This is a genomic window from Nonomuraea fastidiosa (assembly GCF_042751225.1).
GTDB classification, from domain to species: Bacteria; Actinomycetota; Actinomycetes; order Streptosporangiales; family Streptosporangiaceae; genus Nonomuraea; species Nonomuraea fastidiosa.
Map to the genome: position 1 here is coordinate 3,450,872 of NZ_CP170570.1, position 25,425 is coordinate 3,476,296.

General features: G+C 70.2%; 29 protein-coding genes and 1 pseudogene. 21 read left to right on the forward strand and 9 right to left on the reverse strand.

Annotated features, from left to right (window positions below):
- The first annotated feature begins 1 nt into the window (after window position 1).
- A complete protein-coding gene (locus tag ACFMQL_RS15790) occupies window positions 2–991 on the forward strand; it encodes a polyprenyl synthetase family protein (RefSeq protein WP_364062356.1) in 990 nt (329 codons plus the stop codon).
- Here ACFMQL_RS15790 and rarD read toward each other — a convergent pair.
- A complete protein-coding gene (gene rarD, locus ACFMQL_RS15795) occupies window positions 967–1,893 on the reverse strand; it encodes an EamA family transporter RarD (RefSeq protein ID WP_378785973.1) in 927 nt (308 codons plus the stop codon). The genes ACFMQL_RS15790 and rarD overlap by 25 nt on opposite strands.
- A gap of 121 nt (window positions 1,894–2,014) precedes the next feature.
- Between rarD and msrA the strand changes: the two genes are divergently transcribed.
- From msrA to ACFMQL_RS15825, 6 genes are all read left to right on the forward strand, one after another.
- A complete protein-coding gene (gene msrA / locus ACFMQL_RS15800; protein ID WP_364062362.1) occupies window positions 2,015–2,674 on the forward strand; it encodes a peptide-methionine (S)-S-oxide reductase MsrA in 660 nt (219 codons plus the stop codon).
- Window positions 2,675–2,805: 131 nt separating this feature from the next.
- Window positions 2,806–3,315, forward strand: a complete 510-nt coding sequence (locus tag ACFMQL_RS15805) for a tetratricopeptide repeat protein (RefSeq protein ID WP_364062365.1) — start codon at window positions 2,806–2,808, stop codon at window positions 3,313–3,315.
- A 127-nt stretch (window positions 3,316–3,442) separates the two neighbouring features.
- Entirely contained in the window at window positions 3,443–3,919 is a 477-nt protein-coding gene (locus tag ACFMQL_RS15810) for a SigE family RNA polymerase sigma factor (RefSeq protein WP_364062368.1), read from the forward strand.
- A 50-nt stretch (window positions 3,920–3,969) separates the two neighbouring features.
- Complete coding sequence (locus ACFMQL_RS15815; RefSeq protein WP_378785974.1) at window positions 3,970–5,112, forward strand: hypothetical protein; 1,143 nt, start codon at window positions 3,970–3,972, stop codon at window positions 5,110–5,112.
- A gap of 206 nt (window positions 5,113–5,318) precedes the next feature.
- A complete protein-coding gene (locus ACFMQL_RS15820; protein WP_364062374.1) occupies window positions 5,319–5,627 on the forward strand; it encodes a type II toxin-antitoxin system prevent-host-death family antitoxin in 309 nt (102 codons plus the stop codon).
- Window positions 5,628–5,630: 3 nt separating this feature from the next.
- Window positions 5,631–6,149: a type II toxin-antitoxin system mRNA interferase toxin, RelE/StbE family gene (locus ACFMQL_RS15825; protein ID WP_364062377.1), complete on the forward strand. Its 519-nt coding sequence runs from the start codon at window positions 5,631–5,633 to the stop codon at window positions 6,147–6,149.
- Between the two features lie 112 nt (window positions 6,150–6,261).
- On the opposite strand, the gene ACFMQL_RS15830 is transcribed toward ACFMQL_RS15825, so the two are convergent.
- A complete protein-coding gene (locus ACFMQL_RS15830) occupies window positions 6,262–7,215 on the reverse strand; it encodes an NADP-dependent oxidoreductase (RefSeq protein ID WP_364062380.1) in 954 nt (317 codons plus the stop codon).
- A 148-nt stretch (window positions 7,216–7,363) separates the two neighbouring features.
- On the opposite strand from ACFMQL_RS15830, the pseudogene ACFMQL_RS15835 reads away from it, so the two are divergent.
- Window positions 7,364–7,849: pseudogene (locus tag ACFMQL_RS15835) on the forward strand (TetR/AcrR family transcriptional regulator); the annotation flags it as partial.
- A gap of 50 nt (window positions 7,850–7,899) precedes the next feature.
- On the opposite strand, the gene ACFMQL_RS15840 reads toward ACFMQL_RS15835, so the two are convergent.
- Together ACFMQL_RS15840 and ACFMQL_RS15845 are read right to left on the reverse strand one after the other, a co-directional pair.
- Window positions 7,900–9,108, reverse strand: a complete 1,209-nt coding sequence (locus tag ACFMQL_RS15840) for an MFS transporter (protein ID WP_378785975.1) — start codon at window positions 9,106–9,108, stop codon at window positions 7,900–7,902.
- Entirely contained in the window at window positions 9,105–10,058 is a 954-nt protein-coding gene (locus ACFMQL_RS15845) for an NAD(P)/FAD-dependent oxidoreductase (RefSeq protein ID WP_378785976.1), read from the reverse strand. The genes ACFMQL_RS15840 and ACFMQL_RS15845 overlap by 4 nt, the downstream gene beginning before the upstream one ends.
- 91 nt (window positions 10,059–10,149) lie before the next feature.
- On the opposite strand from ACFMQL_RS15845, the gene ACFMQL_RS15850 reads away from it, so the two are divergent.
- Window positions 10,150–10,728 (forward strand): XRE family transcriptional regulator, encoded by a 579-nt coding sequence (locus ACFMQL_RS15850; protein WP_364062392.1) that lies wholly within the window; start codon window positions 10,150–10,152, stop codon window positions 10,726–10,728.
- Between the two features lie 219 nt (window positions 10,729–10,947).
- On the opposite strand, the gene ACFMQL_RS15855 is transcribed toward ACFMQL_RS15850, so the two are convergent.
- The gene (locus tag ACFMQL_RS15855) at window positions 10,948–11,787 is read right to left on the reverse strand and encodes a helix-turn-helix transcriptional regulator (RefSeq protein ID WP_364062395.1); all 840 of its coding nucleotides are present in this window, start codon (window positions 11,785–11,787) and stop codon (window positions 10,948–10,950) included.
- A 73-nt stretch (window positions 11,788–11,860) separates the two neighbouring features.
- Window positions 11,861–12,697, reverse strand: a complete 837-nt coding sequence (locus ACFMQL_RS15860) for an oxidoreductase (protein WP_378785977.1) — start codon at window positions 12,695–12,697, stop codon at window positions 11,861–11,863.
- A gap of 210 nt (window positions 12,698–12,907) precedes the next feature.
- On the opposite strand from ACFMQL_RS15860, the gene ACFMQL_RS15865 reads away from it, so the two are divergent.
- The 3 genes from ACFMQL_RS15865 (at window position 12,908) to ACFMQL_RS15875 (ending at window position 15,254) form a co-directional block, all read left to right on the forward strand.
- Window positions 12,908–13,453 carry a TetR/AcrR family transcriptional regulator gene (locus tag ACFMQL_RS15865; protein ID WP_378790165.1) on the forward strand — a complete coding sequence of 182 codons (546 nt, stop codon included), beginning with the start codon at window positions 12,908–12,910 and terminating at the stop codon, window positions 13,451–13,453.
- A gap of 99 nt (window positions 13,454–13,552) precedes the next feature.
- Window positions 13,553–14,683: a hypothetical protein gene (locus tag ACFMQL_RS15870; RefSeq protein WP_378785978.1), complete on the forward strand. Its 1,131-nt coding sequence runs from the start codon at window positions 13,553–13,555 to the stop codon at window positions 14,681–14,683.
- Between the two features lie 151 nt (window positions 14,684–14,834).
- The gene (locus ACFMQL_RS15875; protein WP_364062404.1) at window positions 14,835–15,254 is read left to right on the forward strand and encodes a VOC family protein; all 420 of its coding nucleotides are present in this window, start codon (window positions 14,835–14,837) and stop codon (window positions 15,252–15,254) included.
- Here ACFMQL_RS15875 and ACFMQL_RS15880 read toward each other — a convergent pair.
- The 3 genes from ACFMQL_RS15880 to ACFMQL_RS15890 are packed head-to-tail and all read right to left on the reverse strand — an operon-like array spanning window position 15,199 to window position 17,236.
- Window positions 15,199–15,861, reverse strand: a complete 663-nt coding sequence (locus ACFMQL_RS15880; protein ID WP_364062407.1) for a TetR family transcriptional regulator — start codon at window positions 15,859–15,861, stop codon at window positions 15,199–15,201. The two genes, ACFMQL_RS15875 and ACFMQL_RS15880, sit on opposite strands and share 56 nt — an antisense overlap.
- A gap of 20 nt (window positions 15,862–15,881) precedes the next feature.
- Complete coding sequence (locus ACFMQL_RS15885) at window positions 15,882–16,547, reverse strand: DUF4166 domain-containing protein (RefSeq protein ID WP_364062410.1); 666 nt, start codon at window positions 16,545–16,547, stop codon at window positions 15,882–15,884.
- Entirely contained in the window at window positions 16,430–17,236 is an 807-nt protein-coding gene (locus tag ACFMQL_RS15890) for a hypothetical protein (RefSeq protein WP_364062413.1), read from the reverse strand. The genes ACFMQL_RS15885 and ACFMQL_RS15890 overlap by 118 nt, the downstream gene beginning before the upstream one ends.
- A 147-nt stretch (window positions 17,237–17,383) precedes the next feature.
- On the opposite strand from ACFMQL_RS15890, the gene ACFMQL_RS15895 reads away from it, so the two are divergent.
- The 9 genes from ACFMQL_RS15895 (at window position 17,384) to ACFMQL_RS15935 (ending at window position 25,425) form a co-directional block, all read left to right on the forward strand.
- A complete protein-coding gene (locus tag ACFMQL_RS15895) occupies window positions 17,384–17,755 on the forward strand; it encodes an MmcQ/YjbR family DNA-binding protein (protein ID WP_364062416.1) in 372 nt (123 codons plus the stop codon).
- Window positions 17,755–18,279 (forward strand): GNAT family N-acetyltransferase, encoded by a 525-nt coding sequence (locus tag ACFMQL_RS15900; RefSeq protein WP_378785979.1) that lies wholly within the window; start codon window positions 17,755–17,757, stop codon window positions 18,277–18,279. Before ACFMQL_RS15895 ends, ACFMQL_RS15900 begins: the two co-directional genes overlap by 1 nt.
- A gap of 549 nt (window positions 18,280–18,828) precedes the next feature.
- Complete coding sequence (locus ACFMQL_RS15905; RefSeq protein WP_378785980.1) at window positions 18,829–20,070, forward strand: PIG-L family deacetylase; 1,242 nt, start codon at window positions 18,829–18,831, stop codon at window positions 20,068–20,070.
- Complete coding sequence (locus ACFMQL_RS15910) at window positions 19,995–20,717, forward strand: hypothetical protein (protein WP_378785981.1); 723 nt, start codon at window positions 19,995–19,997, stop codon at window positions 20,715–20,717. Before ACFMQL_RS15905 ends, ACFMQL_RS15910 begins: the two co-directional genes overlap by 76 nt.
- A 532-nt stretch (window positions 20,718–21,249) precedes the next feature.
- Window positions 21,250–21,627 (forward strand): hypothetical protein, encoded by a 378-nt coding sequence (locus tag ACFMQL_RS15915; RefSeq protein WP_378785982.1) that lies wholly within the window; start codon window positions 21,250–21,252, stop codon window positions 21,625–21,627.
- Between the two features lie 24 nt (window positions 21,628–21,651).
- Window positions 21,652–22,530 carry an EamA family transporter gene (locus ACFMQL_RS15920; RefSeq protein WP_364062428.1) on the forward strand — a complete coding sequence of 293 codons (879 nt, stop codon included), beginning with the start codon at window positions 21,652–21,654 and terminating at the stop codon, window positions 22,528–22,530.
- Complete coding sequence (locus ACFMQL_RS15925) at window positions 22,527–23,174, forward strand: GntR family transcriptional regulator (protein WP_364062431.1); 648 nt, start codon at window positions 22,527–22,529, stop codon at window positions 23,172–23,174. Before ACFMQL_RS15920 ends, ACFMQL_RS15925 begins: the two co-directional genes overlap by 4 nt.
- A gap of 187 nt (window positions 23,175–23,361) precedes the next feature.
- Window positions 23,362–23,571: a hypothetical protein gene (locus ACFMQL_RS15930; RefSeq protein ID WP_378785983.1), complete on the forward strand. Its 210-nt coding sequence runs from the start codon at window positions 23,362–23,364 to the stop codon at window positions 23,569–23,571.
- 399 nt (window positions 23,572–23,970) lie between these two features.
- Window positions 23,971–25,425, forward strand: a complete 1,455-nt coding sequence (locus tag ACFMQL_RS15935; RefSeq protein WP_364062437.1) for a sugar transferase — start codon at window positions 23,971–23,973, stop codon at window positions 25,423–25,425.

The following is a 25,425-nucleotide window of genomic DNA, read 5'->3' on the forward strand; positions in this document are numbered from 1 at the left end:
TATGTCCGCGCCTCCCGTGGTTGACCTTCCCATCGAGGACGAGCGGTTGGCGCAGGACGTGGCCAACGGACTGGCCGCGGTCGAGAAGCTCCTGCGCTCGTCCGTCGAGAGCGAGGACGCCTTCGTCACGGAGGCGTCCAAGCACCTCATCGAGGCGGGCGGCAAGCGGTTCCGCACGTTGATGGTGCTGCTGGCCGCCCAGTTCGGCGATCCGTCGGCGCCGGGCGTGGTGCCCGGCGCCGTGGTCATCGAGCTGACCCACCTCGGCTCGCTCTACCACGACGACGTCATGGACGAGGCCCCGGTGCGCCGGGGCTCCCCGTCCGCCAACGCCCGGTGGGACAACACCGTGGCGATCCTCACCGGCGACTACCTGTTCGCCCAGGCGTCCGACATCCTGGCCGACCTCGGCCCTGAGCTGATCCGCATTCAGGCCCAGACGTTCTCCCGGCTCGTCCAGGGTCAGATCAGGGAGACGATCGGCCCGCGCAACGGCGAGGACCCGATCGCCCACTACCTCAGCGTCCTGTCCGACAAGACCGGCTCGCTGATCGCGGCGTCGGGGCGGTTCGGCGCGCTGCTGTCGGGCGCTCCCGCCGACGTCGAAGAGCGGCTCAGCCGCGCCTGCGAGGCCATCGGCGTGGCCTGGCAGCTCGGCGACGACCTGCTCGACGTCGCCTCTTCCGGTGCGCAGTCGGGCAAGACGCCCGGCACGGACCTCAAGGAGGGCATCAAGACCCTCCCCGTCCTGTACGCGCTCGCCGCCGGCGACAATCCCCGGCTGACGGAGCTGCTGTCGGGCCCGGTCCCCGAGGAACACCTCGAGGAGGCCCTGACCCTGCTCCGCGCCCACCCCGCCATGGACAAGGCGCGGGCCGAGCTGGTGGCCTGGGTGGACCGGGCGCGGGCCGACATCGCGGGCCTGCCCGGCATCCCGGCCAAGGACGCGTTCCTGGCGCTCTGCGACTACGTGGTCGAGCGCTCCGGCTGAGCCTGTACGGCGATGCGGCTCCGGGCGGTCTGACGGGCCGCCCGGATGCTGTCGTACGTGAAGATCGCCAGCGCCAGCCAGACGATCGAGAAGCCGATCCAGCGGCTCGGCGGCATGACCTCCTTGGCGATGAGCACGCCGCAGGCGAACTGCAGGATCGGCGCGATGTACTGCAGCAGGCCGATCGTGCTCAGCGGCACCCTGATGGCCGCCGCCCCGAAGCAGATGAGCGGCACGGCGGTGATGAGTCCGGCTGTGACCAGCAGCAGCGCGTGGCCCAGGCCCTCGTGGCCGAACGTGGCCGTCCCCGTGACCTGGAGCCAGGTCAGGTAGCCGAGCGCGGGCAGCAGCAGCACCAGGGTCTCCACGGCCAGGCTCTCGGTGGCCTCGACGTTCGCGCGCTTCTTGACCAGGCCGTACACGCCGAAGCTGAACGCCAGCGTCAGCGCCACCCACGGCGGCCGTCCGTAGTCGACGGTCAGCACCAGCACCGCCAGCGCGCCGAACCCGACCGCCGCCCACTGCAGCGGCCGCAGCCGCTCGCGCAGCAGCGCCACCCCGAACAGCACGTTGACCAGCGGGTTGATGAAGTAGCCGAGCGCGCTCTCCACGACGTGGCCGCTGTTGACCGCGTAGATGTAGGTGCCCCAGTTGACGGTCACGAAGATCGCCGCCAGCGTCAGCAGGCCGAGCTTGGCGGGCTGCCTGACCAGCTGTTTCACCCAGGACCAGTGCCGGCGTACGGCCAGCGCCATGGCGACCACGACGAGGGACCACACCATGCGGTGGGCGAGGATCTCGACGGCGCCGGACGGGTTGAGCAGTGGCCAGTAGAGGGGGAACAGGCCCCACATGGTGTAGGCGGCGACCCCGTAGAGGATGCCGCGCCGCGAGTCAGGCATGTACCCCAGTTTCGGGCATTACTACCTTTAAACACAAATTCTGTCCACTTAGTGGAAATGTGTAGACACTCTTAAGTGTTGGGGGGTGTGTAGTCTGGATCGAGAGCTCTCGGAGGTCGCTATGGGCTGGCTGTTCGGCAACAAGACATCGATGGTCCGACCCGAGGACGCCCTCCCGGGCCGCGCGGAGCAGATGCCCGTGCCCGCCCGCCACGTCGTCCTCGACGCGCCGCTGGCCCCGCCGTACCCCGAGGGTCTCCAGGTCGCCGACTTCGGCCTCGGCTGCTTCTGGGGCGCGGAGCGCATCTTCTGGCAGACGTCCGGCGTCTACACCACCGCGGTCGGCTACCAGGGCGGCTACACGCCCAACCCGACGTACGAGGAAGTCTGCACCGGGCGCACCGGCCACGCCGAGGTCGTCCGCGTCGTCTTCGACCCGGCCAAGATCTCGTACAAGCAGCTGCTGAAGGTGTTCTGGGAGGCGCACGACCCCACCCAGGGCATGCGCCAGGGCAACGACATCGGCACCCAGTACCGCTCGGCCATCTACTTCCACTCGCCTGAGCAGCAGGCGGCGGCGGAGGAGTCGCGGGAGTCGTACCAGCGGGTGCTGAAGGACGCCGGCTACGGCGACATCACCACGGAGATCGCCCCCGCCGGCCCGTTCTACTTCGCCGAGGAGTACCACCAGCAGTACCTGTACAAGGTGCCGAACGGATACTGCGGCATCGGCGGCACGGGCGTCGCCTGCCCCGTCGGCCTGACCACCGGTGAGGCGTGAGCCCGCGAAGGCAGCCTGATCTCTGGCCCTTGATCGCCCGGACTTTTGTCCTGGCCGCTCATGGGCCAGAGCCGTTTCCGGGCAGAAAGAGGGCCTGCAGCGCATCGGCTTGCGGGGCCTAGGGTTCTGGTGTGCTGCTTCAAGAGGTCAACGAACTTATCGCGTACGACGAGGACTTACGGATGGTCCCTGGAGACCGTGAGCGGCTCATCGCGCTCATCGACCCCGTACGCGCTCAAAACCCCTCTGACTATGCCACCCTGCGCGCGCTCGGGGTCGGGCTGCTCGTTCTCGGCGAGTACGGCGACGCGATCGGCCACCTCGGCCGCGCGCTCGACCTGGCGGACACGAGTCGCAGGCGGATCGCGGCGTCGCTGAATCTCGCCGACGCCTACCGGTATGCGGGTGATGCGGCGGGCGCGGAGACGGTGTGCCGGGCGATGCTCGCGCTCGCGAGGGAGGAAGCGCCGGAGATGCTGTCGTTCGCGCTTCAGCACCTGGGCAAGGCGCTCATCGATCTGGGGCGTCGGGAGGAGGCGCGTGAGGTGCTGGAGGAGGCTCTGGACCTGCGCGTGGCCGAAGGAGACCCCGAGCTGATCGCGAGTAGCCGAGCGGTCTTACGGCTGCTCGGCACCTCCTGATCGCCGGTGAACCGGCCTGGGCACTGTTCGGCCGTTCCGGCCGTCCCCGGCAAGGTGCCTGTCGGGTGATGCAACATTCCGGGAGGTCTGGGGCGTCACAGACGGGATGAACAGAGGATCCTCGCGCGTGAACGGCCCACCGGAGTTAGCGGACTTCGTCACCCAACGTGGGCATGCGTTGTTCCGCTATGCGTACATGCTCACCGGCAATCCGCACGATGCCGCCGACCTGGTGCAGGAGGCGGTGGTGCGGTTGCGCGGCTCGTGGTCGCGCGTGCGGCGCAAGCACAACCCCGAGAGCTACGTCAAAACCACGATCACCCGGCTGCACATCTCCGTCTGGCGGCGGCGCAGGCGCGAACACCTGGTGTGGGAGGTGCCCGAACAGGCTCATGCGGAGGCGGAGTCGCTGGACCTGTGGGACGAGCTGACCAAGCTGCCCAAGCGTCAGCGTGCCGTACTCGTCCTGCGTTACTACGAGGACCGTTCGGATGCCGAGATCGCCGAGATGCTCGGCATCTCTCCGGGAACCGTGCGGAGCCAGGCGTCCCGCGCGCTGGACAAGCTTCGCGACGCCGTCGGCCAGCTGAGGAGCCTGCGATGAACGACGTTGAAGAGCTGTTGCGCCGTACGTTCGCCCGCGCGGAGGCTCGGATGCCGGAGATGCCGCCGGATCTGCTGCGCCAGGCGGTCGAGTCGCCGGGCCGGCGCAGACGGCCGATCCTGGTGCTGGCGAGTGTGGCGGCGGCCACCGGGCTCGTGATCTTGGTCATGTCGGTGCTGGTGTGGCGGGCGCCCGAGCCGCAGCCGGCCGTGTCGCCGCAGCCCGTGCCCGCAGAGACGGTGACGCAGACCCCGCGTGCGCAGAAGCAGAAGCCGCGGACCGTGGAGAAAATCGCGCCGCCGGTGGAGCAGGCGCTGGCCTCGGCGGTCGCGGTGGTGCCGATGAAGGTGCCGAACGGCAAGGACTTCACGCCGAAGGCGTTCCTCGACGAGCGCACCTTGCTCGGATACGTGGCGAAGAAGGGGTACGATCCCGCGCCCGAGTGGTGGTCTTACAGACTGGATTCGCGGACCTTCAAGCGCCTTGCCGTACTCGACTATGCGGTCGCGCCGGTGCAGACACCGGCGGTGGGTGAGGAATCGATTGCCTGGTTCAAGATCAAGGATGAGAACGTCCAGATCCTCACCATCCCGGTGACCGGGGGCACGCCCCGCCGGGTGGTCTCGTTCCCCGCCGAGCGTGACGTGGACAAGGTGAACGGCGACACCGTCCACGGTGTCCGGCTGGCTATCGGAGACGGCAAGATCTTCTGGTCGTCGCTCAAGTCGGGCGGTGTGCATCATGTTCCGTTGTCGGGTGGCGAGCCGTCGTTCGTTCCGGATACGGAGGGGCTGCATCTCGTCCGCTGGCCCTGGGTGGGGCCATCCGACGAACGCCTGCGAGGCGTACGGAATCTGCTCAACCTCAGCACAGGGGAGCGGCCGGACGATCCCGCGCGGGCGGTGTGCGACGTGACGTGGTGCTTCACGGAGGACCAGGCGGTCCGCCGCGACGGTGGCAAGGCCGCGGACCTGCCGGGCCGGCACCCCCGGAGGATCGTGGGCGATCGCTTCGTCCTCCTCAGCCAGGTCGACAAGCAGGGGCGGAAGGCCGACGCGGTCTACGACATCGCCACGTCGCGGGTCGGCAGGCTGTACGTCCAGAGCAGGAGCAAACCCAATCCCACGCTCTACGTCGGCACGGACATGTTCCACTTCAGGCGTGGTGACACGTGGGTGGTCGTCCACAACTGACCCCACCGCTTCGTGAAACGGCGTCGCGGGCCCGGCCCGCGACGCCGCGCGGCTCAGCCGGCGACCGGCTTCGCGGGCGGGATCACCTCGCGGGTGATGCTCGGGCCCAGCCGGTGGAGCCGGGCGATGGCGACGGTGATGTCGTCGTGCGGAGGTGGCGTTGAACCAGCAGATGCTTCCTGTACAGAAGAATGTACAGTGGGGGTATGACTGTTCTGCACGACGCCACTGAGTTGAGCGTCACAGAGGCGGCCAAGCGAGGCGTTGCCCGTCTGGTGGCTGATGCGGAGCATGGGACCGATCTGGTGGTCACTCGCCGGCATCAACCTGTGGCGGCCGTGGTGAGCATCCGCCGGCTCAACGAGTTGGAGGAGGCCGCTGCTGATCTTCGTGATCTGGCGCTGGTGCTTGCCCGGTCGGTCACGGATACAGGAGAGCGGATCGCGCTCGACGATGTGCTCGCCGCTTTCGGGCACACTCGCGAGTCTCTGGCTGCTCTCCCGGACGATGAGTGAGCCGTGTCCGACGTCGTCTTCACGGCGCAGGCGGTCGACGATCTTCGGCGCATCGGCCCGGACGCGGTGCCCACGATTCTCAAGAAGATCCTCCTATTGCTGGACAACCCTGAAGCCGGTTATCCGCTGGGCGGAGAGCTGACCGGTTTTCGGAAGCTGGTGGTCGGCCGCAACACTTGGCGCGTCGTTTATCGCATCACCGAGGACAAGTCGGTGGAGATTTGCGAAGTGTGGGCTGTCGGTGAGCGGGCCGACGCGGAAGTGTACGCGGAAGCGACGGCAAGGATCCGCCAGGCGGGAACGGACCGTCCTGAGGTCGTGCAGCTCGGCCAGGTCATTGAACGTCTTGGTGCGCTGGTAGCGGACATCCGCGTGCAGAAGGCTGCTCCTAGGGAACCGGTCCCTGATTGGCTCGCGGACCGGTTGATCTACACCGTTGGAATGACGCGTGAGGATGTTGCTGCTCTTGATCTCCAAGAGGCGGTCGACAAGTGGGCTGAATACCGCTCCAAGCCTCAATAGGTCGTTCGCAGCACGCGGAGTCGCTCGTTCGGAGCGGTGAATTCAGCGCTCGCGCCTCGGCCGCCGTCCGGGGCCCGCGTGTAACGGGAAGGGCCCGGGCGCCGGGTTCGCGTCAGAGGTCGATGACGACCTTGCCGCGTACGTGCCGGCCGGCCTGGAGTTCGGCGGCGCGGCGGATCTCCGCGATCGGGAACGTCGCCGCGATCGGCACCCGGAGCCTGCCCGATGCGACCAGGCGGGCGATCTCGATGAGGTCGCCCGGGGTGGCGTTGGCGCCGTTGGCCGCCGGTACGCCGTCCACCTGTGCGGCGATGGTGCAGATGCGGCCGTCCGGGACGCCGAGTTCGCGTGCGGCCTCCACGGTCTCCGTGCCGTGCAGGTCGAGGGCGGCGGTGATGCCGTCGGGGGCGAGGGCTCGTACGCGGTCGGCCAGGCCGTCGCCGTACGCGACCGGCTCGGCTCCGAGGTCGCGCAGGAAGCCGGCCGAGGCGGCGGAACCGGTGCCGATCACGCGCGCCCCCGCGATCCTGGCGAGCTGGACGGCGAACACCCCGACCCCGCCGCCCGCGCCGCCGATCAGCACGGTGTCGCCGGGGCCGGGGTCGATCACGGCGAGCGCGGCGGAGGCCGTACGTCCGGCGATCGTGAGCGTGGCGGCGGTGCGGTCGTCCACGCCGTCGGGAGTGTGGTGGGCCTCCTCGGCCGCCGTTCCCCCTGACAGGTCGATCACCACAAAGTCGGCGACCGCGCGGGACAGCGCGCCGCCGAACACCCGGTCACCGGGCTCGAAGCCGGTCACCCCGTTGCCGACCTGGTCGATCACGCCCGCATAGTCGGTGCCGAACCCGGCGGGGAGGCTCAGGCCGAACCGGGCCGCGGTGCCCGCGTCGGCGGTCATGATCCAGTCCATCGGGTTGAGGCCGGCGGCGGTGACCCGTACGCGGATCTGCCCCGGTCCTGCCTGCGGTGCGGGGACGTCACGGACGTCGAGGACCTCGGGACCGCCCCACGCATCGAGCCGTACCGCCCTGCTCACGCCCGCCTGCGGTCGAACGCTCTGTGCCACGCCTGTCTCCTCGGATCAAGGGAGCGCTCCGGAAAGTGGACTATGCTCCGTTTCCGTGCGTGACCCTAACACAACCGGAGCGCGATCCGTTTTGTCGGAACGCGCACCGCGAGCCGACGCTGCCCGCAACCGGGACCAGTTGCTCGCGGTGGCGACCCGGATGTTCATGTCGGCCGAGGCCGAGCTGTCGATGCGCGCCATCGCCCGCGAGGCCGGAGTCGGCATCGCCACGCTCTACCGGCACTTCCCGACCCGCGAGTCGCTGGTGGACGCGGTCTACCGGGACCAGGTCGTACGGCTCACGACCGGCGCCCGCGACCTGCTCGGCGAACTGCCGCCCGCCGCGGCGATGCGGCGCTGGATGGACCTGTTCGGGGACTGGATCGCGACCAAGAACGGCATGCTCGACACGCTGCACGCGATGGTCGAATCGGGGGAGATCGCCCACGCGCAGACCAGGGCCGAGCTGCTCGCCGCCATCACCGAGATCCTCCAGGCCGGTCGCGCCGCGGGTGACCTCCGTTCCGACGTCGAAGCCGACGACATCGCCGCCGCGCTCATCGGCATCTTCACCGTGGCGCCCCGGGGCGTACACGAGGCCAAGGCCGCTCGCCTGCTCGACCTGCTGATGGACGGCCTGCGCCCCACCGGCCGGCCTGAGCCCCGACCGGTGCGGCCCTGGGCTCAGGACGGCCGGGCGGTGTTCCTCGCGGTGGCCCGGTCCAGGAGGATCAGCGGCACACTGATCGCGGCGAGTGCGGCGCCGATCAGGCAGACCGAGGTGAGCGCGCCCCCACCGGCCAGCGGGACCGCCGCCAGCACGGGGGTGAGGCTGATGCCCAGCTGAAAGGCCGACACGGTGGTCGCCCCGGCGAGCGTCGGCGCGTCGCCGGCGATGGCGAAGACGCGTCCGTACACGGCGGGGTTCAGCACGAACCCGGCGACGCCGAGCAGGAAGACCGCGGGCACCGCCGCCCAGACGTGCCGGATCGCAGCGGTCATCACGACCGACAGGATCACGATCGCCGCCGCCCCGGTGAGAAGCGCGAAGTGGGGACGCCGGTCGGAGATCCGGCCGCCGATGGACAACCCGGCGAAGGCGCCCACCCCGAACAGGGCGAGGACGGCCGGGATCCAGACCCCGGGGACGCGGGTGATGCCGGCGAGCATGGCGGCCAGATAGTTGTATGTGATCATGTACGCCGCGGTGGTCAGGATCGTGATCGCGTACACGCCCCAGAGCATCGGCCTGCGCATCGTGGCGAGCTCCCGCGCGACGCTGGGCTCGGCGGCCCGCCCGGCGCCCGGGGCGGCGGCGGGGATCCCGATGAGGCATCCGATGATCCCGGCCGCCGTGAGGACCACGATCGCCCAGAAACCGGTGCGCCATTCGATGAGATGGCCGAGCAGCGTGCCCGCGGGACCGCCGGCCACCATCGCCACGCTCAGCCCGCTGACCACGACCCCGGAGGCGCGCGCGGTGCGGTCCGGCGTCACCAGGCTTATCGCGGTCACGGACGCGACGGCGAAGAAGCCCGCGTACGCGATGCCCGTGACCACCCGCGACAGCAGCAACACCTCATAGCCGCCCAGTAGCCCGATCGCCACCGAGGCCGCGAAGAGGCCCTGCGCCGCCACGAGCGCGGTGCGGCGCGGCCAGCGGAGGCTGAGCACGGCCAGCGGCGGCCCGCCGACCACGACGCCCAGCGCGAAAGCGGTGATCAGGTAGCCGGCCGATGAGAGCGGGACGTTCAGGTCGGCGGCGACTCCCGGCAGCACGCCGGCCAGGAGGAACTCCGCGCTCCCCATCGCGAACAGGCTGTAGCCCAGCAGGTAGACGCCGGCGGGCAGCCGGCGGGAGCGAGTGCTCGGCGGCGTCTCGGTGGCGGTCATCGGACCCCGCCTTCGAAGGCGGCGGCCAGCTCCCGATCGAGCAGCCAGGCGGTCATGGCGATGGCGGCGGTGGAGCCCGCGCCCGCGGCGGTGACGACCTGGGCCCGGGGGTTGACCACGTTCCCCGCCGCCCACAGCCCGGGGACGCTCGTGGCGCCACGGGCATCGACGGCGATGAGGCCGGTCTCCGGGTCCCTGGCCGCGCCGAGCATGGCCGGCACCGCGTCATGGGGCCTCGGGCGGGGCGCCACGAAGACGGCGTCACACGTGATCGTCTCGCCGTTCCCGAGCACGACCGCGACCGGGCTCGCGGCTCCGGGCGGACCGGCGCTCGTCGTGATCGCCGTGACCCGTGCGTCGATCACGCGCACGCCGTACGCGGTGAGTCGGCGCCGCTCGACCTCGCCGATCTCGGTGGCGTTGACGCAGAACGTCACCGAGTCGCTGTAGCGGCGCAGCAGCGCGGCCAGGTGCGCCGACGTCGCCGCCATCGCGCTGCCGATCACGACGATGGTGCGCCCGCGCACTTCGTAGCCATGGCAGTGGGGGCAGTGATGCACCTGGGACGCCCAGCGTTCCGGCAGTCCCGGAATGTCGGGCAGCTCGTCGGTCAGCCCGGTCGCGACCAGCACCGAGCGGGCGCGCAGCGCTCGGCCGTCGTCGAGCCGCAGCTCGAACATGCCGTCGGCGGCGCGCCGCGCGGCGGTGACCGACGCAAGGGCGAGCGTGCCTCCGTACCTCGTGAACTCGTCCCTCCCGGTCGCGATGAACGCGCTCGGCGCCATGCCGTCCCTGGTCAGGTACCCGTGCATGTGATCGGCGGGGCCGTTCCTCGGCGCGCCGCCGTCCACGACCAGGGTCGCGAACCGCGCTCTGGCGAGCACGACGCCCGCCGACAGGCCGGCGGCTCCACCGCCGACGATGATCGCGTCCCACATCGTTGTGTCCACTGGGATCACCTCCGCCTGAAGGATGGGGACGCGTACCCGGGACCGGCAAAGATCCTTGCTGTTTCCGGGACGGATTGGTTGACTGCGTTCCATGGAGCAGCAGCCGAGCGTCAACGCCGTGATCGAGCAGATAGCTCCCCGGCTGCGACGCGCCCGCGAGAAGAAGGGCGTCAGCCTGGCCGAGCTCGCGCGCGCCACCGGCATCTCGACCAGCACGCTCTCGCGGCTGGAGTCGGCCCAGCGCAAGCCGAGCCTCGAACTGCTGCTGCCGATCACCGCGGCGCTGGGCATCCCCCTCGACGAGATCGTCGCCGCGCCCCGGATCGTCGATCCGCGCGTGCCGCAGCAGCCCACCACGAGGGGCGGCCGGGTGCTGATCCCGTTGTCCCGGCAGCAGGGCGAGCCGCGCGCGTACAAGATGACCATCCCGGCTCACGACGAGGAACCCCACCTGCGGACCCACACGGGGTACGAGTGGCTCTACGTGCTTCGCGGACGCCTTCGCGTGCGGCTGGGCGACCACGACTTCGTCATGGGCCCCGGTGAGGCGGCCGAGTTCGACTGCCAGATCCCCCACTGGTTCGGCGCCGCGGGACACGGCAGCGTCGAGGTGCTCAGCCTGTTCGGCAAGCAGGGCGAGCGCATCCACCTGCGCACCTCACAGCGCTGACACGGCACTCGAGGGCGTGTCCGGCCGGTAGGCCGGATCGTCAGCACGCCTGCGGGTTGCGAAACTCGCGTCATCAGAATGTGTTCTGACATCGCCATGCCGGAGGTCTTCCCGTCCAGGTATCCGCGTGAGCCCGAAGCGTGGGGGATCCGGTGATTCACGGGTGCCGGCATCTACGCGGCTCCTCGGCACCCGAAGGACACCGAGTAGAGCGGCCGGTTACGGGCGCTGGGCGGTGAGGTCCTGGGTGCCGATGACGGCGAGGAGGGCGAGGCGTTCGGCGTCCTCGCTGCCCGGTTCGGCCGTGTAGACCATGATGCGCAGGTCCTCGCCGGCGACGACGAGCACGTCGCAGTCCAGCGTGATGGCGCCGACCTGCGGGTGGTCGATGGTCTTGCGGGCGGACTCGTGGCGGCCGACGGCGCCGGACTCCCAGAGGGCTTCGAACTCGGGGCTGTTGTCGCGCAGGCGGGCGATGAGCTGGTGCAGCCGCCGGTCGTCGGGGTAGCGGGCGGCGGTTCTGCGCAGGTCGGCGACCTGGGCGGCGCGCAGGGCGCCGAGCGATTCAGGGGTGTGGCGGACGCGGGTGCCGGCGCCGGCGAAGTTGCGCCACACGGCGTTGAGGTCGTCGCCCCGCCAGTCGCCCATCAGCGCGGTGTAGAGGGGGTTGGCGAGCAGCTGGGTCCAGGCGGCGTCGAAGACCGCGACCGGGGTGCCGGTGAGCCGGTCCAGCATGCGGTGGACGCTCGGCGGGATGTACGCGGGCACGATCTTCGCCCCGGGGACGGCGAGGCCGGCGAGCTGGAAGAGGTGGGCGCGGCTGTCGCTGCCGAGCCGCAGGGCGCGGGCGAGCGCCTCGACGACCTGCGCGGACGGCTTGGTGGCGCGGCCCTGCTCGAGGCGGGTGAGATAGTCGACGGAGATGCCCGCCAGCTGGGACAGCTCCTCGCGCCGCAGCCCGGCGGCGCGCCTGCGGCCGCCCGCGCGCAGCCCGGCCGCCTCGGGTGAGACCTGGTCGCGCCAGTGCCGCAGGGCCGCGCCGAGTTCTGTCGTTGCCATATCAGACAGTGTGCATCAACCGGCATGGACCGGTCCTGGCCCTGATAGTCCTATGACAAGCAGGTCAGGCGGGTCATTCGCCGGGTGGGAAGGCGGCCGCGAGGGTGAGGTGGGACCAGCGGGTGGCCTCTTCGGCGCGTTCGCGGGAGGACTCCTCGGCGATTTCGAGGGCGTCCTTGCCGAGGAGGAGGCGCAGGGGCGGCTCGTCGAGGTCGACGATGTCGCAGAGGATGCGGGCGGCGCGGGCGGGGTCGCCGGGGGCGGAGCGGTCGAAGCCGGCGCGGCGGTATCCCATGGCGCCGACGGTCTGCTCGTAGTCGGGGCCGGGGGTGACGGTGCGCATGGAGGAGCCGGCCCAGTCCGTACGGAACGCTCCAGGCTCCACGATGGTCACCTTGACGCCGAACGGCTTGACCTCGTTGTTCAGCACCTCGGAGAAGCCTTCGACCGCGAACTTGGCCGACTGGTACGCCGCCAGGCCCGGCGAGCCGCCCACCCGGCCCCCGATCGAGGAGAACTGGATGAAGTGGCCGGACCGCTGGGCGCGCAGGACGGGGAGTGCGGCCTTGGTGACGTTGACGACGCCGTAGAAGTTGGTCTCGACCTGGGCGCGGAAGTCGTCGTCCGGGGTTTCCTCGATGGCCGAGGAGTTGGCGTAGCCGGCGTTGTTGGCGACGACGTCGAGCCGGCCGAACGCGGTCACGGCCTCACGGACGGCGGCGCGGGCGGCCTCGGCGTCGGTGACGTCGAGGGGGAACGTGCGGACGCGGTCGCCGTACCGCTGGACGAGGTCGTCGAGGCGACGCGGGTCGCGGGCGGTGGCGAGCACGTGGTCGCCGCGGTCGAGCGCGGCCTGGGCGAGCGCCCGCCCGAACCCGCGCGAGCTGCCGGTGATGAGCCAAATCGTCATGGTGGTTGTTCCTTGGTCGTCGTGAGTCGCGAGGCGGTAGGGCGTGATCGCGCGCCGGCCGATCTCGAGGCGCGTGTGCGTCCTGTCGTCTTACGTCTGCGTCTAGTTTCAGTAAGTGCCACATAACTGTGGCGTCTCTTGTCTGTATATGCCTCTGACGTGTGTCTGTCAAAGAGGCATCTGTCGCATCGCGTCTAAACTGGGCGGGTGATGAGAGCCGACGCCGCGCGTAACCTGCGGGCCGTTCTGCGTACGGGCGCCCGCTTGCTGGCCGAGGACCCCGCGACGAGCATGAGCGCCATCGCCGCCGCGGCCGGGGTCGATCGCAGGACCGTCTACCGCCGCTTCCCGACCCGGGAGGCGCTGCTCGCCGCCGTCTTTCAGACCAAGCTCGACGGCTCCGAGCAGGTCCTGGACGAGGCCAGGCTGGTGGAGGCGCCGGTGGCGGTGGCGCTGCACCGCTACGTCGAGGGCATCATCCCGGTCAGCAGGGAGTGGCCGGTGGACGTACGGCGGATGATGCGCGCGAACGAGGCGGCGAGCGCGCGCATGAAGGAGCAGAGCGCCCGGCTCGACCGGTTCGTACGGCGGGCCGCCGACGAGGGGCTGATCCGCGACGACGTGCCGCAGGAGTGGGCACGCGCGATGCTCGACGGCCTGATCGACATCGCCGCCCACCGCTTGCCCGACCTCGACCCGCCGCGCGCCGCCGACCTCGTCGTGGAGAGCTGGCTCAAAGGCGTCGGTCGCGACTGAGCGGCATCGAGGTGACCTCACATCGGAGGGAATTGACGGTTGCGGGTCTGTTAACGATCTCCATAGGGTGTTGCGACCCCCAGCAAGATCGGAGTTCAGATGCGCGAGCCAGATCCCACCCCCTCCGAGCAATGGTCTTCCTGGGACACCGAGCCGCGCCTGCCGCCCACCTGGCCGGGCCTGGAGGACGAGCGTCACGCGGAGGGCTTCCACATCGACCGCAAGGGCGTCAAATCGGTCGCCGGCCGCATCACGGACCTGGCTCTCCGCGGCCAGCCCTACTGGCATGACCAGCCGGGCTGGCCCGAGATGCATTGGGCTCTGCCCCGCGAGCTGTCGACCCTGTTCAATATGGCCGACTACTACGTCAACCAGTTCTGGAGCGATCTGCACACCGAGATCGGCATGGCGGGGATGCTGATCGAGCGCGCCGCCACCAGGTACGACCTCGCGGAGAACCCGAAGCTGGGCGACATCCCCTTGGGCCGGCTGGACGATCGTCTCGTGTCCCGGTTGAAAGGCGACCCGCCTGCCGACATCCTGGCGGAGCCGAGCGACCTTTATCCCAACGTCAGCGTGTCTCTGGAACTGCCGAAGGGGATCTCGTACGGCGTCGACGACATGACGGCGGACAAGCTGAAGAAGGACCTCGGCGAACTCGACCTCTGGATCGACCCGGTCCGGTTCGAGGAAAGAGCCGAGTCCCTCGTCGAGATGGCGAACCTGTTCCGGCTGCGCGCGCAGGACCTGAACGACGCCCCGTGGTACGGCGAAGCCGCCGCGAAAGCGCAGGGCGCGCTACGGCAGATCTACGGGAACATCACCTCGCTGGCCGCCCTGTGCGGCAAGTTCGGCACGGCGGCGCGATGGTATGAGGAGATCGCCGCCTGGTGCAGGGAGAACTTCGTCAGGGTGGCGGACCCGGACCGCAGCGGCTGGGACGAGTTCTGGGACTTCGGCGGCACTCCCGACAGCCGCACCCGTGACTTCCTCGAAGAGCCGAACAACAGGTTCATGCAGGTCTACGAGATCATGCCCAAGCGGATCACCATGGACCTGCCGGGACTGCTGGTGAACGACGCCAGCCTGGCCGAGATGCGCAGGATGGTGCGGTGGGTGGAGACCAGGCCCAAGGACACGGAGTGGGAGAAGGAGAACGACGAGGGCTGGCTGAAGTGGCACAAGCCGCGCCTGCCCGCCTATGAGGAGGCGGAGCGGCAGTACGGCTGAGCAGGGCGCGGGCGCGGGTCGCCTACCCGGGATGCGAAATCGGACCCCAACGCGGAATGAACCGCCGCTTTCGATCTGAAGGCCGTCCACCTCGGCAGGTGGACACGGCGAAAAGAAGAAAGGATATTGGAAAGAAAGCGGAGGTGTTTTCATGCGCGTACGCCTTGACCATCTCGTCTGCTGGGTCTCCGATCAGCTCGCCTCGCTCCATTTCTACGAGCAGGTGATCGGGCTGCCCGGGGTGCGAGCCGAGGAGTTCCGTGAGGGGAAGGCACCGTTCCCGAGCGTGCGGATCACGCCCGACTGCATCCTCGACCTGATGTCGTTCGAGGCGATGCGCGGCGTGGACGAGGGCACCGGGGTCCACGGCAGCGCCGGGCACCCGGTCAACCATTTCTGCCTGGCGTTCGGGAAAGAGGATTTCGACGCCCTCAAATTGCGTCTCAAGAAACACCAGGTGGAGATCACCGGCACCGGCACCAACTCGTTCGGCGCGCGCGGCATCGCGCCGGAGACTATCTATTTCCCTGATCCCGACGGGAACGTGATCGAGGCCCGATACTACGAGTGAGCCTCGCGCGTACGGCGCGGCGCGCCACGGGGCCCATGTCCTCCAGGGCCGTCACCAGGCCCGCAAGCTGGTCGAGGGCATTGAGCGCCTGCGCCGCGCCGTCGCCGTCGACGCCGTCGTACAGCTCCAGGCCCACGAACGCGGCCGCGGTCGCCTTGGCGAGCCCCGCCACGTCCACGAACTCGGCGAGCGGTGAGCCGGCCAGCACCCGCCTGAGCGTCTGCTCCACCTCGCCGATCCACAGGTTGAGCCCGGCGACCACGGCGGGTGCCAGCTTCTCGTCGGTCTGGCTGCCGGCGAGGAGCTGCGCGAGCGCGGCGACGTTGCCTTCGGCGGCCTCTTCGGCGTGCACCTCGCGGCCGAGGTCGAGCAGCTCGCGCAGGGTGGTGACGGCGGCGAAGCGTTCGCGGTAGCGCTCGACGCGGCGGGTCGAGCCGTGGGCGCAGGCGGCGGACAGGAGCTGGTCGACGCTGCCGAAATGGTAGAAGACCAGCGCCTGGTTGACGCCGGCCGCGGCGGCGATGGTGCGCGCCGACGCCCCGGACATGCCGGACGTGCTCAGGACCTCGAGCGCCGCTTCGAGCAGCTTCGTACGCGTGTCGGCCACCGCTCCACTCCGAGTGCAGGTCAGCGACGGGCCTCCTCCCGTCTGGGCCTCACCGTAGCGGGAACGCCGTGCTCCGCGACGTTCACGTACGAGACCGTGAAGCTGCCCCAGTAGCCGAAGATCCGGCCGAGCAGCGGGTTCGTCACGGTCACCGCGACCCTGAACCGCTCGGCCTGGTCGTCGTAGTGCTCGGTGACCACGGCGGTGCCGGTGGCGGCGGCGGGGACGGGCAGCACGAGCGGTCCGAGCAGGCGCTGGGGGCCGGAGCGGATGATCAGGCCCCCGCGGTCGTCCACCGAGAGCGCCAGCGGGACGGCGAGGTGCTGGTGGGTGCCCAGGTAGTCGACGATCTCGCCGCGCTCCTCGTCGTAGATCATGGTCGCGTCGAAGCGGCTGCGGGGAAACGTGCGGACGAAGGTGACGGTCTCGCGGCCGTAGGAGTCGGCGTACGGGTAGTTCTCGATGCGGAACGGCACGTCGCGGCCGGTGTCGGTGGCGAGGATGTTGCGGCGGCTGCCGAGGGCGAGGAACGGGCGGACGATGAGGCCCGCGTTCCAGACCCGGTTCATCACGCCGGTGCCGATGCACGCTTCTCCGGAGTCGAGTCCGACGCCGAAGCGGCGCTGGAGCTGGGGGTGGAGGCGGTCGAAGCGAGTGCCGAGTGCGCGCTGGAAGATCGAGGGCATGGTGCCTCCAGACGGGATCGGTGCTGTGCGACGGGGCGGTGCGCTGAGGTGCGGCGTTGCTCTGCGACGGGGCGGTGCTCTGTGATCGGGCGATGCTCTGTGATGGGGCGGTGGCGCAGGCAGCGGCGGGCGGCCGGGGTGCCGGGGAGCGGCGGCCACAGCAGCGCCAGGACCGCCACGGTCAGCGCCGCCCACAGGGGCAGGGCCAGGCCGGCCGCGACGACGGCGGCCACGCGTACGGCGACCTCGGCGAGCGCCCGCCGCAGCGCTCGCTCGGGGGTGAGGCCGGTCTCCAGCCACAGGCGCAGCCGGTCGAACGACCAGGCGGTGGCCCACCACATCAGGCGGCGGGGCAGCAGGCGGGGGCGGTAGTCGTACAAGGTGAGGAAGCGGATGCCGGCGGGCGTGGGCAGGTAGCGCCAGTAGCCGGAGCCGGAGCGGATCGGGGACAGCGGGTGGGTGGAGCCGAAGCGCAGCGCTGACGTACGGGTGCCGTCGGGGGCGTCGCGGTCTCCCGTGGCGACGGCCGTGCCGCTGATGCCCAGCGTCGAGTAGCGCATGTGGCCGGACGGCAGCGCGGTGATGTGGCCGAAGCGCAGGTCCCAGCGCTGGTGCAGGGGGAGGTCCTGGGTGGTCCGCCACACCTGGTCGATGTCGGCGCTGATCAGGGTCTCGACGTAGATGCGCATGGCGCACGTCCTCAAGGCAAGGGTTGAGCGAGTGCTCAAATGAGCGTAGGACGATTTGAGCGACCGCTCAAGACCTCGGGGCGGCACGTTTTGAGCGACCGCTCAAGGCGGCTGGAACTGTCGGACCCGTCTGGTACACAGGCGGACATGGGAGTGACCGTGGACGAGTTCCTGGCGATGCTGGACGAGCTGCCCGAGGTGCGCTTGAGCCATGGGGGCGAGTGGGTCGGCATCAAGGTGCGCGACAAGGGCTTCGGCTACTTGTGGGAGGCCACCGAGACCGTCGGGCTCAAGGCCACCATCGAGGAGCAGATCGCGCTGGTCAACGAGCGGCCCGAGGTCTTCGAGGTGCAGTTCACCGCCGGGCGGTTCGGCTGGGTGGTGGTGCATCTCGACAAGATCGACGCCGACGAGCTGTTCGAGCTGGTGGTCGAGGCATGGTGCCTGACCGCGCCCAAGCAGCTCGTGGAGGACTTCGAGGCGACCCACCCGATCGGGCAACGGGTGCAATACGGGTAATGTCCGACATTGTGCCCCTCTTGAACGTCCGGCTGCGCGAGTGGCGCGAGGACGACGCGCCCGTCGTGCTGCGTGCCTTCCAAGCTCCCGACATGCGGACGCAGGCTCCGTGGCCGGTGGTCACGCTCAAGGACGCCGGCGGCTGGATCGCCTCATGGGAGGGTGTCGGCCACGCCTTCGCCATCATCGAGGAGGGTGACGGCGGAGAACGGGTCGTCGGCAACGTGGCGGTGACCAGGATCGACGATCACCGCAACGGCTGGGTGTCCTACTGGGTCGTGCCCGAGGCCAGAGGGCGCGGCATCGCGGTGGCCGGCACCAGGCTGCTCGCGAAGTGGGCGTTCGAGGAACGCGGGCTGTTCCGGCTGGAGCTGGGGCACCGTACGAACAATCCGGCCTCGTGCCGGGTCGCTGTCAAGGCCGGGTTCCTGGCCGAGGGCATCGAGCGGGGGCGGCTCTGTTACGAGGGTGTGCGGTACGACGTCGAACGCCACGCCCGCCTCGCCACCGACGCATATCCCTGATCACGTCGCCGGCCCTCGGGGCGCAGGCGCGCGCCCCGGCCGCCTGATCGAGCGGCGACGCGGATCGGCCGAGGCCGTCGTGAGCGTCACGTCGGCCGCGCGGGCCGGCGTCGGCCGCGCGGAAGTCGATGAGCGCGATCGCGGCCCGCTCGCGAGCGCCGGCATATCAGGCGCTAATCGCTTTCTCTGTGCGGTCGGAAACGTCAACCGCTCGCCCGCGCCAGTGGAACGCGCCGTCCTCGCCGCCGCGACCGTATTCACTCTCGCCAGAGCGATTCACTGATCACGTACGGCTACTGTGAAAAGCTAAGTGCGGGCATTTTCCCTTGTCGTTTCCGCCGAATGATGCGATGGAGGCGTAAAAAGGGAAGCCGAAAACATCGTGACGGCCTGTTGCCCGGCGTCTCCGAAGGCGTTTCGGGGGCGCGCATCGAGGCCGAGTTACGCAGTTGTTATCCCCTTTTCTCTTGGCAGCCGATTACGGACTGATCAGCATCGGCTTCGGGTCTGTAACCGAGACCTGATTCGACAGCGGTGGGGGAGAGAAAGATGCGCCTACGAGAAGCCACGGCGTTATCCAGGCGGCTGCTGACCGTCCTCGGAGCACTGGCGGTGTTCGTACCGGCGGCGGGGACGGGACATGCCGCGACCACCACGCCGGAGGCACGATTCATGCAGGTCGTGGCACACCAGGACGACGACCTGCTGTTCATGAACCCCGACGTCCACGACTCCATCCAGGCCGGGATGCCGAGCGTGACCGTGTTCATCACCGCCGGCCAGATCACCGGGCTGGGCGACACCGACGCCGAACGGGCCCGTAACCGGCAGCGCGGCATTCAGGACGCGTACGCGAGGATGGCCGGCGTACCGGACGCCGACCCGCAGGACCAGGAGGAGTGGGAGGGCGACGTCTGGACCCTCTCTGGCCGCCAGGTCGAGCGGTTCACGCTCAAGGACGCCCCGCAGGTCCAGCTCGTCTTCATGAACCTGCGCGACGGCCAGCTCGGCTGGTTCGTCTGGGGTGACGACTTCGTGGACCACACGATCATTCCGCAGGGCAGCCAGATCACGCGGTCGTTCACGTACGACACCCAGGACGTGATCAACGTGCTGTCCGGGATGATGCGGCACTACCGGCCCACCGTGGTGCGCGCGCTCGACCCGATGCCCGAGCATCGCGGCCACGCCGACCACGTGGGCGCGACCATGTTCGCCAGGGAGTCGGCGGCCGCGTACGGCGTGCCGCTCATCCAGCTCCACTACCGCGACTACAACATCACCGACGCCCCGGTGAACCTGGCGCCGCCCGCCATCGCGCAGAAGCTGTCGATCCTCCAGCACTACAACACCTACGACCCGTTCGACCCGGACGGCCGGGAGTCGCGGCTGTACTACCGCTGGGCCCGTGGGACGGCCTGGGCGGGGCGGGACGGCAGCGGGCTGCCGCACGTGTTCGTGGTGCGCAGCGGGCGGGCGTACGCGTACGCGCGGGACGCGCTCGGGCAGTGGACGGGCCGGCCGCGCTCGCCGACGCCGGTGGGCCGCTCGCGCAGGGGATCAGCGTGGAGCTCGACGCCGGCGGCCGGATGCAGATCTTCGCCCGGCGGATGTCCGACGACACCGTGGTCTCCCTGCGCCAGACCGCGCCGGGCGGCGGCTGGGCCGCGACCTGGGCGAACCACGGCAACCCGGGCACCGGTGACCCCATCCACATGGGCACCCCCGTGGTCGCCCGTGACGGTGACGGGCGGCTGCGGATCTTCGTCAGGAACGGCGCGGGCGGTGTGAGCACGCGTGCCCAGACGGCGGCCGGCTCGACCACGTGGGGCTCCTGGACGGACCTGCCCGGGAGCGGCGTCCAGGACGGGCTGGCGGTCGCCGCCGATCCGCAGGGCGGGATCGAGCTGTTCGCCAGTACGGCGACCCGCATCCTGCGCTGGCACCAGTCGGGCGGCGGGTTCGTGCTCGACGACACGCTGCCGTCCGAGGTTCCGGCCAGCCCGCCGACGGCGGCGCTCTCGCAGGACGGGCGGATCGCGGTGGCGTACCGCAAGGCGGGCACCGCCGAGCTGGTCGTCACCCGGCAGTCCGCACCCGGCGGCCCGTGGGAGCCGGCTCCGGTCGTGATCGGCGGCCACGCGGGCGTAGGCGAGCCTGAACTGATCACGACCCCGCCGGGCCCGGACGCTCGCGTGCTGATGTTCCACCGCAACGCCGACGCCGGGGTGAGCGTCGCGGTGCAGCAGAGCCCGAACGGCGCCTACGGCACCTGGACCGACCTCGGCGGCTTCATCACCGACTACCCGGCGGCGACCCTGGACGAGAACGGTGCGGTGCTGCTGTTCGCTGTCGGGGTGGACGGCAAGCTCCACGTCCGCGAGCAGACCGCCCTGGACCCGGACGGCCCCTTCGCCGACTGGGAAACCCTCGGCTAGGCGACTGCGTGCGACGCCGACCGGCCCTGCTGCGGTACGGCACCGGCCGGTCTGTGCGCGCCGCTCGCCCCGGTCCACTGCGGCGCTCGGCTCCGCTGGTCGCAGGTGTGGCGGCCAAGGCCCAGGGCCTGTGCGGCGCCCGTCGGTGTGAGCCGGGGGGCGCATGCCCGGCCTGGGAGCGCGCGGGGCTGCGGCCCGGGTCCGGCGTGCGGCGGGTCGGTCCACGAAGCGTGCGGCGGGCTGGTGCCGGGGGTCTGCGGGACGGCGGGTCGGTGTCGGGGCGGGCGGGGCTGCGGGCCGGGCCTTGGGGCGTGCGGCAGACCGGCCCCACGAAGTGTGGGCGAGCCGGTTTCAGGGCGCAGGGCGCGGCCGGAACAGGGCCGGCGCGTGGTCGGTTCGCCGCAGGCCGTGGGGTGTGGTGTGCTGACCGGGCGTGGTCGGTTCCCCAGCAGGCCGTGGGGTGTGGTGTGCTGACCGGGGGTGGGTGGGAGGACGGGTGGTCGGGGCGTGCGGCCTGATCTAGGCTTTGGCTGTGGACGGCGAGAGTCTGGCCGCGGCCAACCTGCTGGTGGCCCTCAGCCGGGCCGCCGGGATTCTCGCGGAATCACGGCATCCCTTCGTACGCAGCGCCCCGTTCTCCTACCTCATGCCCCCGGCCGGCGCGCGTGTCGGCACGCTGTTCCTTCTGCCCGACGGGCGCGAGGTCGCCTTCCACGTGTCCATCGCCGCCACGGACGGCGGCTTCCGGGTGGAGGGCGGTGTGACGGCCGAGGCGGACGACCTCATGACGCTGCCGCCCGAGACCTTCGCTGAGATCGAGGACGCGCTGACGGTGCTCGACGACTACGCGGGCGAGGTGGCACAGGCGGCCGGACGGCTCATCGACCGATTATTGGATGCGATTGTCTGACAATTAGACAGTACACTGGCCCGTATGAAGTACGGACCCCTCGCGGTCGTGGCCGCCGCCGTGCTCTGGGGCACGGCCGGTACGGCGGGCCTGCTCGTCTCCGCCGACTCCGTCGCATTGGCCGCGGCCCGCCTGGTCATCGGCGGCACGGCCCTTGCCTTGCTGGCCGGGGCGCGGCTCAAGCGGGCGGTGAGCCCGTCGCTGCTGCTCGCCGCCGTGGCCGTGGCCGCGTACCAGCTCTGCTTCTTCGCCGCCGTCAGCCGCACCGGGGTGGCGATCGGTACGGTGGTGGCGATCGGCAGCGGTCCCGTCTTCACCGGGCTGCTGTCGTGGCTGCTGCACCGGCAGCGGCCGAACGCGCGCTGGGCACTGGCGACGACCGCGGCGATCTGTGGCTGCGCGGCCCTGCTCGTCGGCGGTGACGACGGCGGCGCGCAAGGCGGCCAGGCGGCGGTGGGGGTGGCGTTCGCGCTGCTCGGCGGCCTGCTGTACGCGTTCTACGCGGTCAGCGCGTCCCGCGCCATCGGCAGGGGAGCCGAGTCGGACGCGGTGATGGGCGTGCTGTTCGGCGGCGCCGCGGTCATCATGCTTCCGGTCCTGCTGCTGAACGGCGTGACGTGGCTGGCCGATCCGAAGGGCCTGCTCGCCGTCGCCTACCTGGGCCTCGGCACGACCGCGCTGTCTTACGTCCTGTACGGCAGGGGCCTGCGCACCACGCCGGTGGCCACGGCCGCCACGCTCGCACTGTCGGAGCCGGCGGTGGCGGCGCTGCTGGGCGTCGTGGTGCTGGACGAACGCCTCGGTCCGGTGTCCATCGCCGGGCTCGTGGCGCTGGCGATCGCGCTGGTGGTGGTGGCTCTGCCGGAGAGGCAACGCGAAAGGGCACTAGAGTCGCTGCCGTGAACCAGCCTCTCAGACCAGTCTCGACCGTCGACGCGCTGGCCGACGCCCTGCGTGCAAGGGTGCTCTCCGGTGAGATCTCTCCGGGCACGCCGCTGCCGGAGCAGGAGATCGCCGCGGCGTACGGGGTGGCCAGGCCGACCGTGCGCGAGGCGCTGGCGGTGCTGGTCCACGAGGGGCTGCTGAAACGCGAGCGCAACCGCAGCGCGTATGTCCCCGAGGTGACGATCTCGGACCTGAACGACCTCATGTACGTCCGCAGGCCGCTCGAAGACCTGATGGCCCAGGCGCTGTCGGGGCGCCGGGTGACGGCGGCCCAGGAGGCGCTCGACCGCATGGCCGAGCTGCCCGCGGACGCGCCCTGGGCGGCCGTCGTGGCCGAGCACATGGCGCTGCACCAGGCGCTCATCGAGGCCGTCGGCAGCCCGCGGCTCGTACGCCTCTACTCTGCCCTGGCCGCCGAGACCAGGCTGGGGCTGGTGCGTCTGCGCCGGGTGTACGAGGACAGGGACGTGCTGGTCAGCGAGCACCGCGCGCTGCTCGACGCGATCGCGGCGGGTCCGGAGGCGGCCGCCCGCAAGGTGGTCGCCGAACACCTCAGCCATTCCTGGGGCGCCGACGAGCAGGTTTCTCACCAGCACCATTGAGTACGGACCCTTGCGGGAAGCGGCCATAAGTCGCAAGAATCGCGGCCATGCACGGCAATTCGATGCCGGACTCCTACGTGTACGTCACGGAAGAGGGCGTCGCCCGTCACTACGCGGACGGGAGCGTCGAGGCGCTCGCGTGGGAGGACGTGGTCGAGGTCCGTGTCGTCGCAGGTCCGGGGAAGAGGTGCGTTACGTCCTGCTCGACCGCGACGGCGAGGGCTGCGTGGTGCCGCGCGACGCGACCGACGCCACGTTTCTCGCCCGCCTGCGCTATCTGCCGGACTTCGACGTCGACCGGCTCCAGGTGGCGGCCGACTCGCCCCACGACGGCGTCGTGGTCGTCTGGCGCAGCCCCGACCCCCCGTCCGCCCTGCCCGACCTCGAATACGACTGAGCCCAGCCTGCCGTAACGCGCTGCCCGACCTCGACCAGCCAGGCCCGCCGTACGCGCTGCCCGGTCTCGGACCACGGCTCGTCCGGCCCGCCAATTCCCCGACACCACCGGCCCGGCCCACCGTCCGCCCCGCCCCCCGCATACGACGACGCGTCACCGGACAGGTATCCGCCGTGTATGGCGTGGCGTTCATGCTTTGCATCTTTTGGATCGTTCCGTCAACCCCGGCCCACCGATAACTCGCGTCCTAATGTGGACATTTACCGGTATTTCCCAGCTTGTATCTGATCTTTAGTCTTTAGTGGGGGCCGCCGCCCTTGATAAGGCATGGGCCTTTCTCAACCCATGTGTCGCAAGACGTCATGTTACTGCGGTGCCGGAGTTGTCAGGGTGGTACTGATGAGGGTGGGGACTAGGGGGTCCGTCGGCGTGCTCCTTGGGGCCGTGCCGGGCCGGAAATCCAGTATTTGGACAAGAGCCTACTTACGGACCCTGTTACTCGGCGACACCTTATGCGCGCTGTGCGCATGTGGTGTCGTGCTGGGAATCCGCTGGCTCAACGGCGCGTACATCCCCGTCGTGGAGTTCGCCTTCGGCCTCGGCCTCGTCCTGTCATGGCCGGCCGCGCTCGCCCTGGGCGGAGCGTATCGCCGGCGGGCCAACGGCGAGGGTACCGAGGAGTTCAAAGCCGTCTTCAACGGCGGCGTCGGCCTGATGGCCGCGGTCGCCATCGGCGCGTACGTGACGCAGACCAGCATCGCGCGCAGCTTCGTCATGGCGATGCTGCCGCTGGGCCTGCTCGCGACGCTGTTCTACCGCTACAAGATGCGCAAGCACCTGCACCGGCGCAGGGAAGTCGGCGAGTACATGCGCCAGGTCATCGCGGTCGGGCACCGCGACTCGATACTCGACCTGGTCATGCAGTTCCGCAGGCAGCCGTATCACGGCATGCAGGTGGTGGGCGCCTGCCTGCCGTCCGATGACCGGGACGTCGATCTCGACGGTATCCCGGTGCTGGGCTCGTTCGCCGACGTGGCGGACGTCGTGGCCCGTACGCGGGCCGACGCGGTGGCCGTGCTGGCCTGCCCCGAGCTGGACGGCGCGGCGCTGCGCAGGCTGGCGTGGAGCCTGGAGGCCGACAGGACGGACCTGTTCGTCGCGCCCGCGCTGCTCGACGTGGCGGGCCCGCGCATCAGCATCACGCCGGTGGCCGGCATGCCGCTGCTGCACGTGGAGCATCCGGAGTTCAACGGGGCCAGGCAGTTCGTGAAGTCGGTCTTCGACCGGGTGGTGGCTGGCACGGCCCTGGTGGTGCTGGCGCTGCCGCTGGTGGCGGTGGGTGTGCTGATCAGGCTCACCAGCCCGGGTCCCGCGTTGTTCCGCCAGACCAGGGTGGGCAAGGACGGCAAGGAGTTCAGGGTCTACAAGTTCCGTACGATGGTGGCCGACGCCGAGCAGCGCAAGGCCGAACTCCTCGACGCCAACGAGTTCGACGGCGTGCTGTTCAAGATAAGGAACGATCCACGCATCACCAAGGTAGGCGCCTACCTGCGCCGCTACTCCATCGACGAGCTGCCGCAGCTCCTCAACGTCATCCGCGGCGAGATGTCGCTGGTCGGCCCGCGCCCGCCGCTGCTCGAAGAGGTCGCCGCCTACGGCACCGACGTGCGCCGCCGCCTGGTGGTCAAGCCGGGCATGACCGGCCTGTGGCAGGTCAGCGGCCGCTCCGACCTGACCTGGGACGAGTCCGTACGGCTCGACCTGCGGTACGTGGAGAACTGGTCGCTCATCCTCGATCTGCAGATCCTGTGGAAGACCTGGGGTGTCGTCACCCGTGGAGAAGGGGCGTACTAG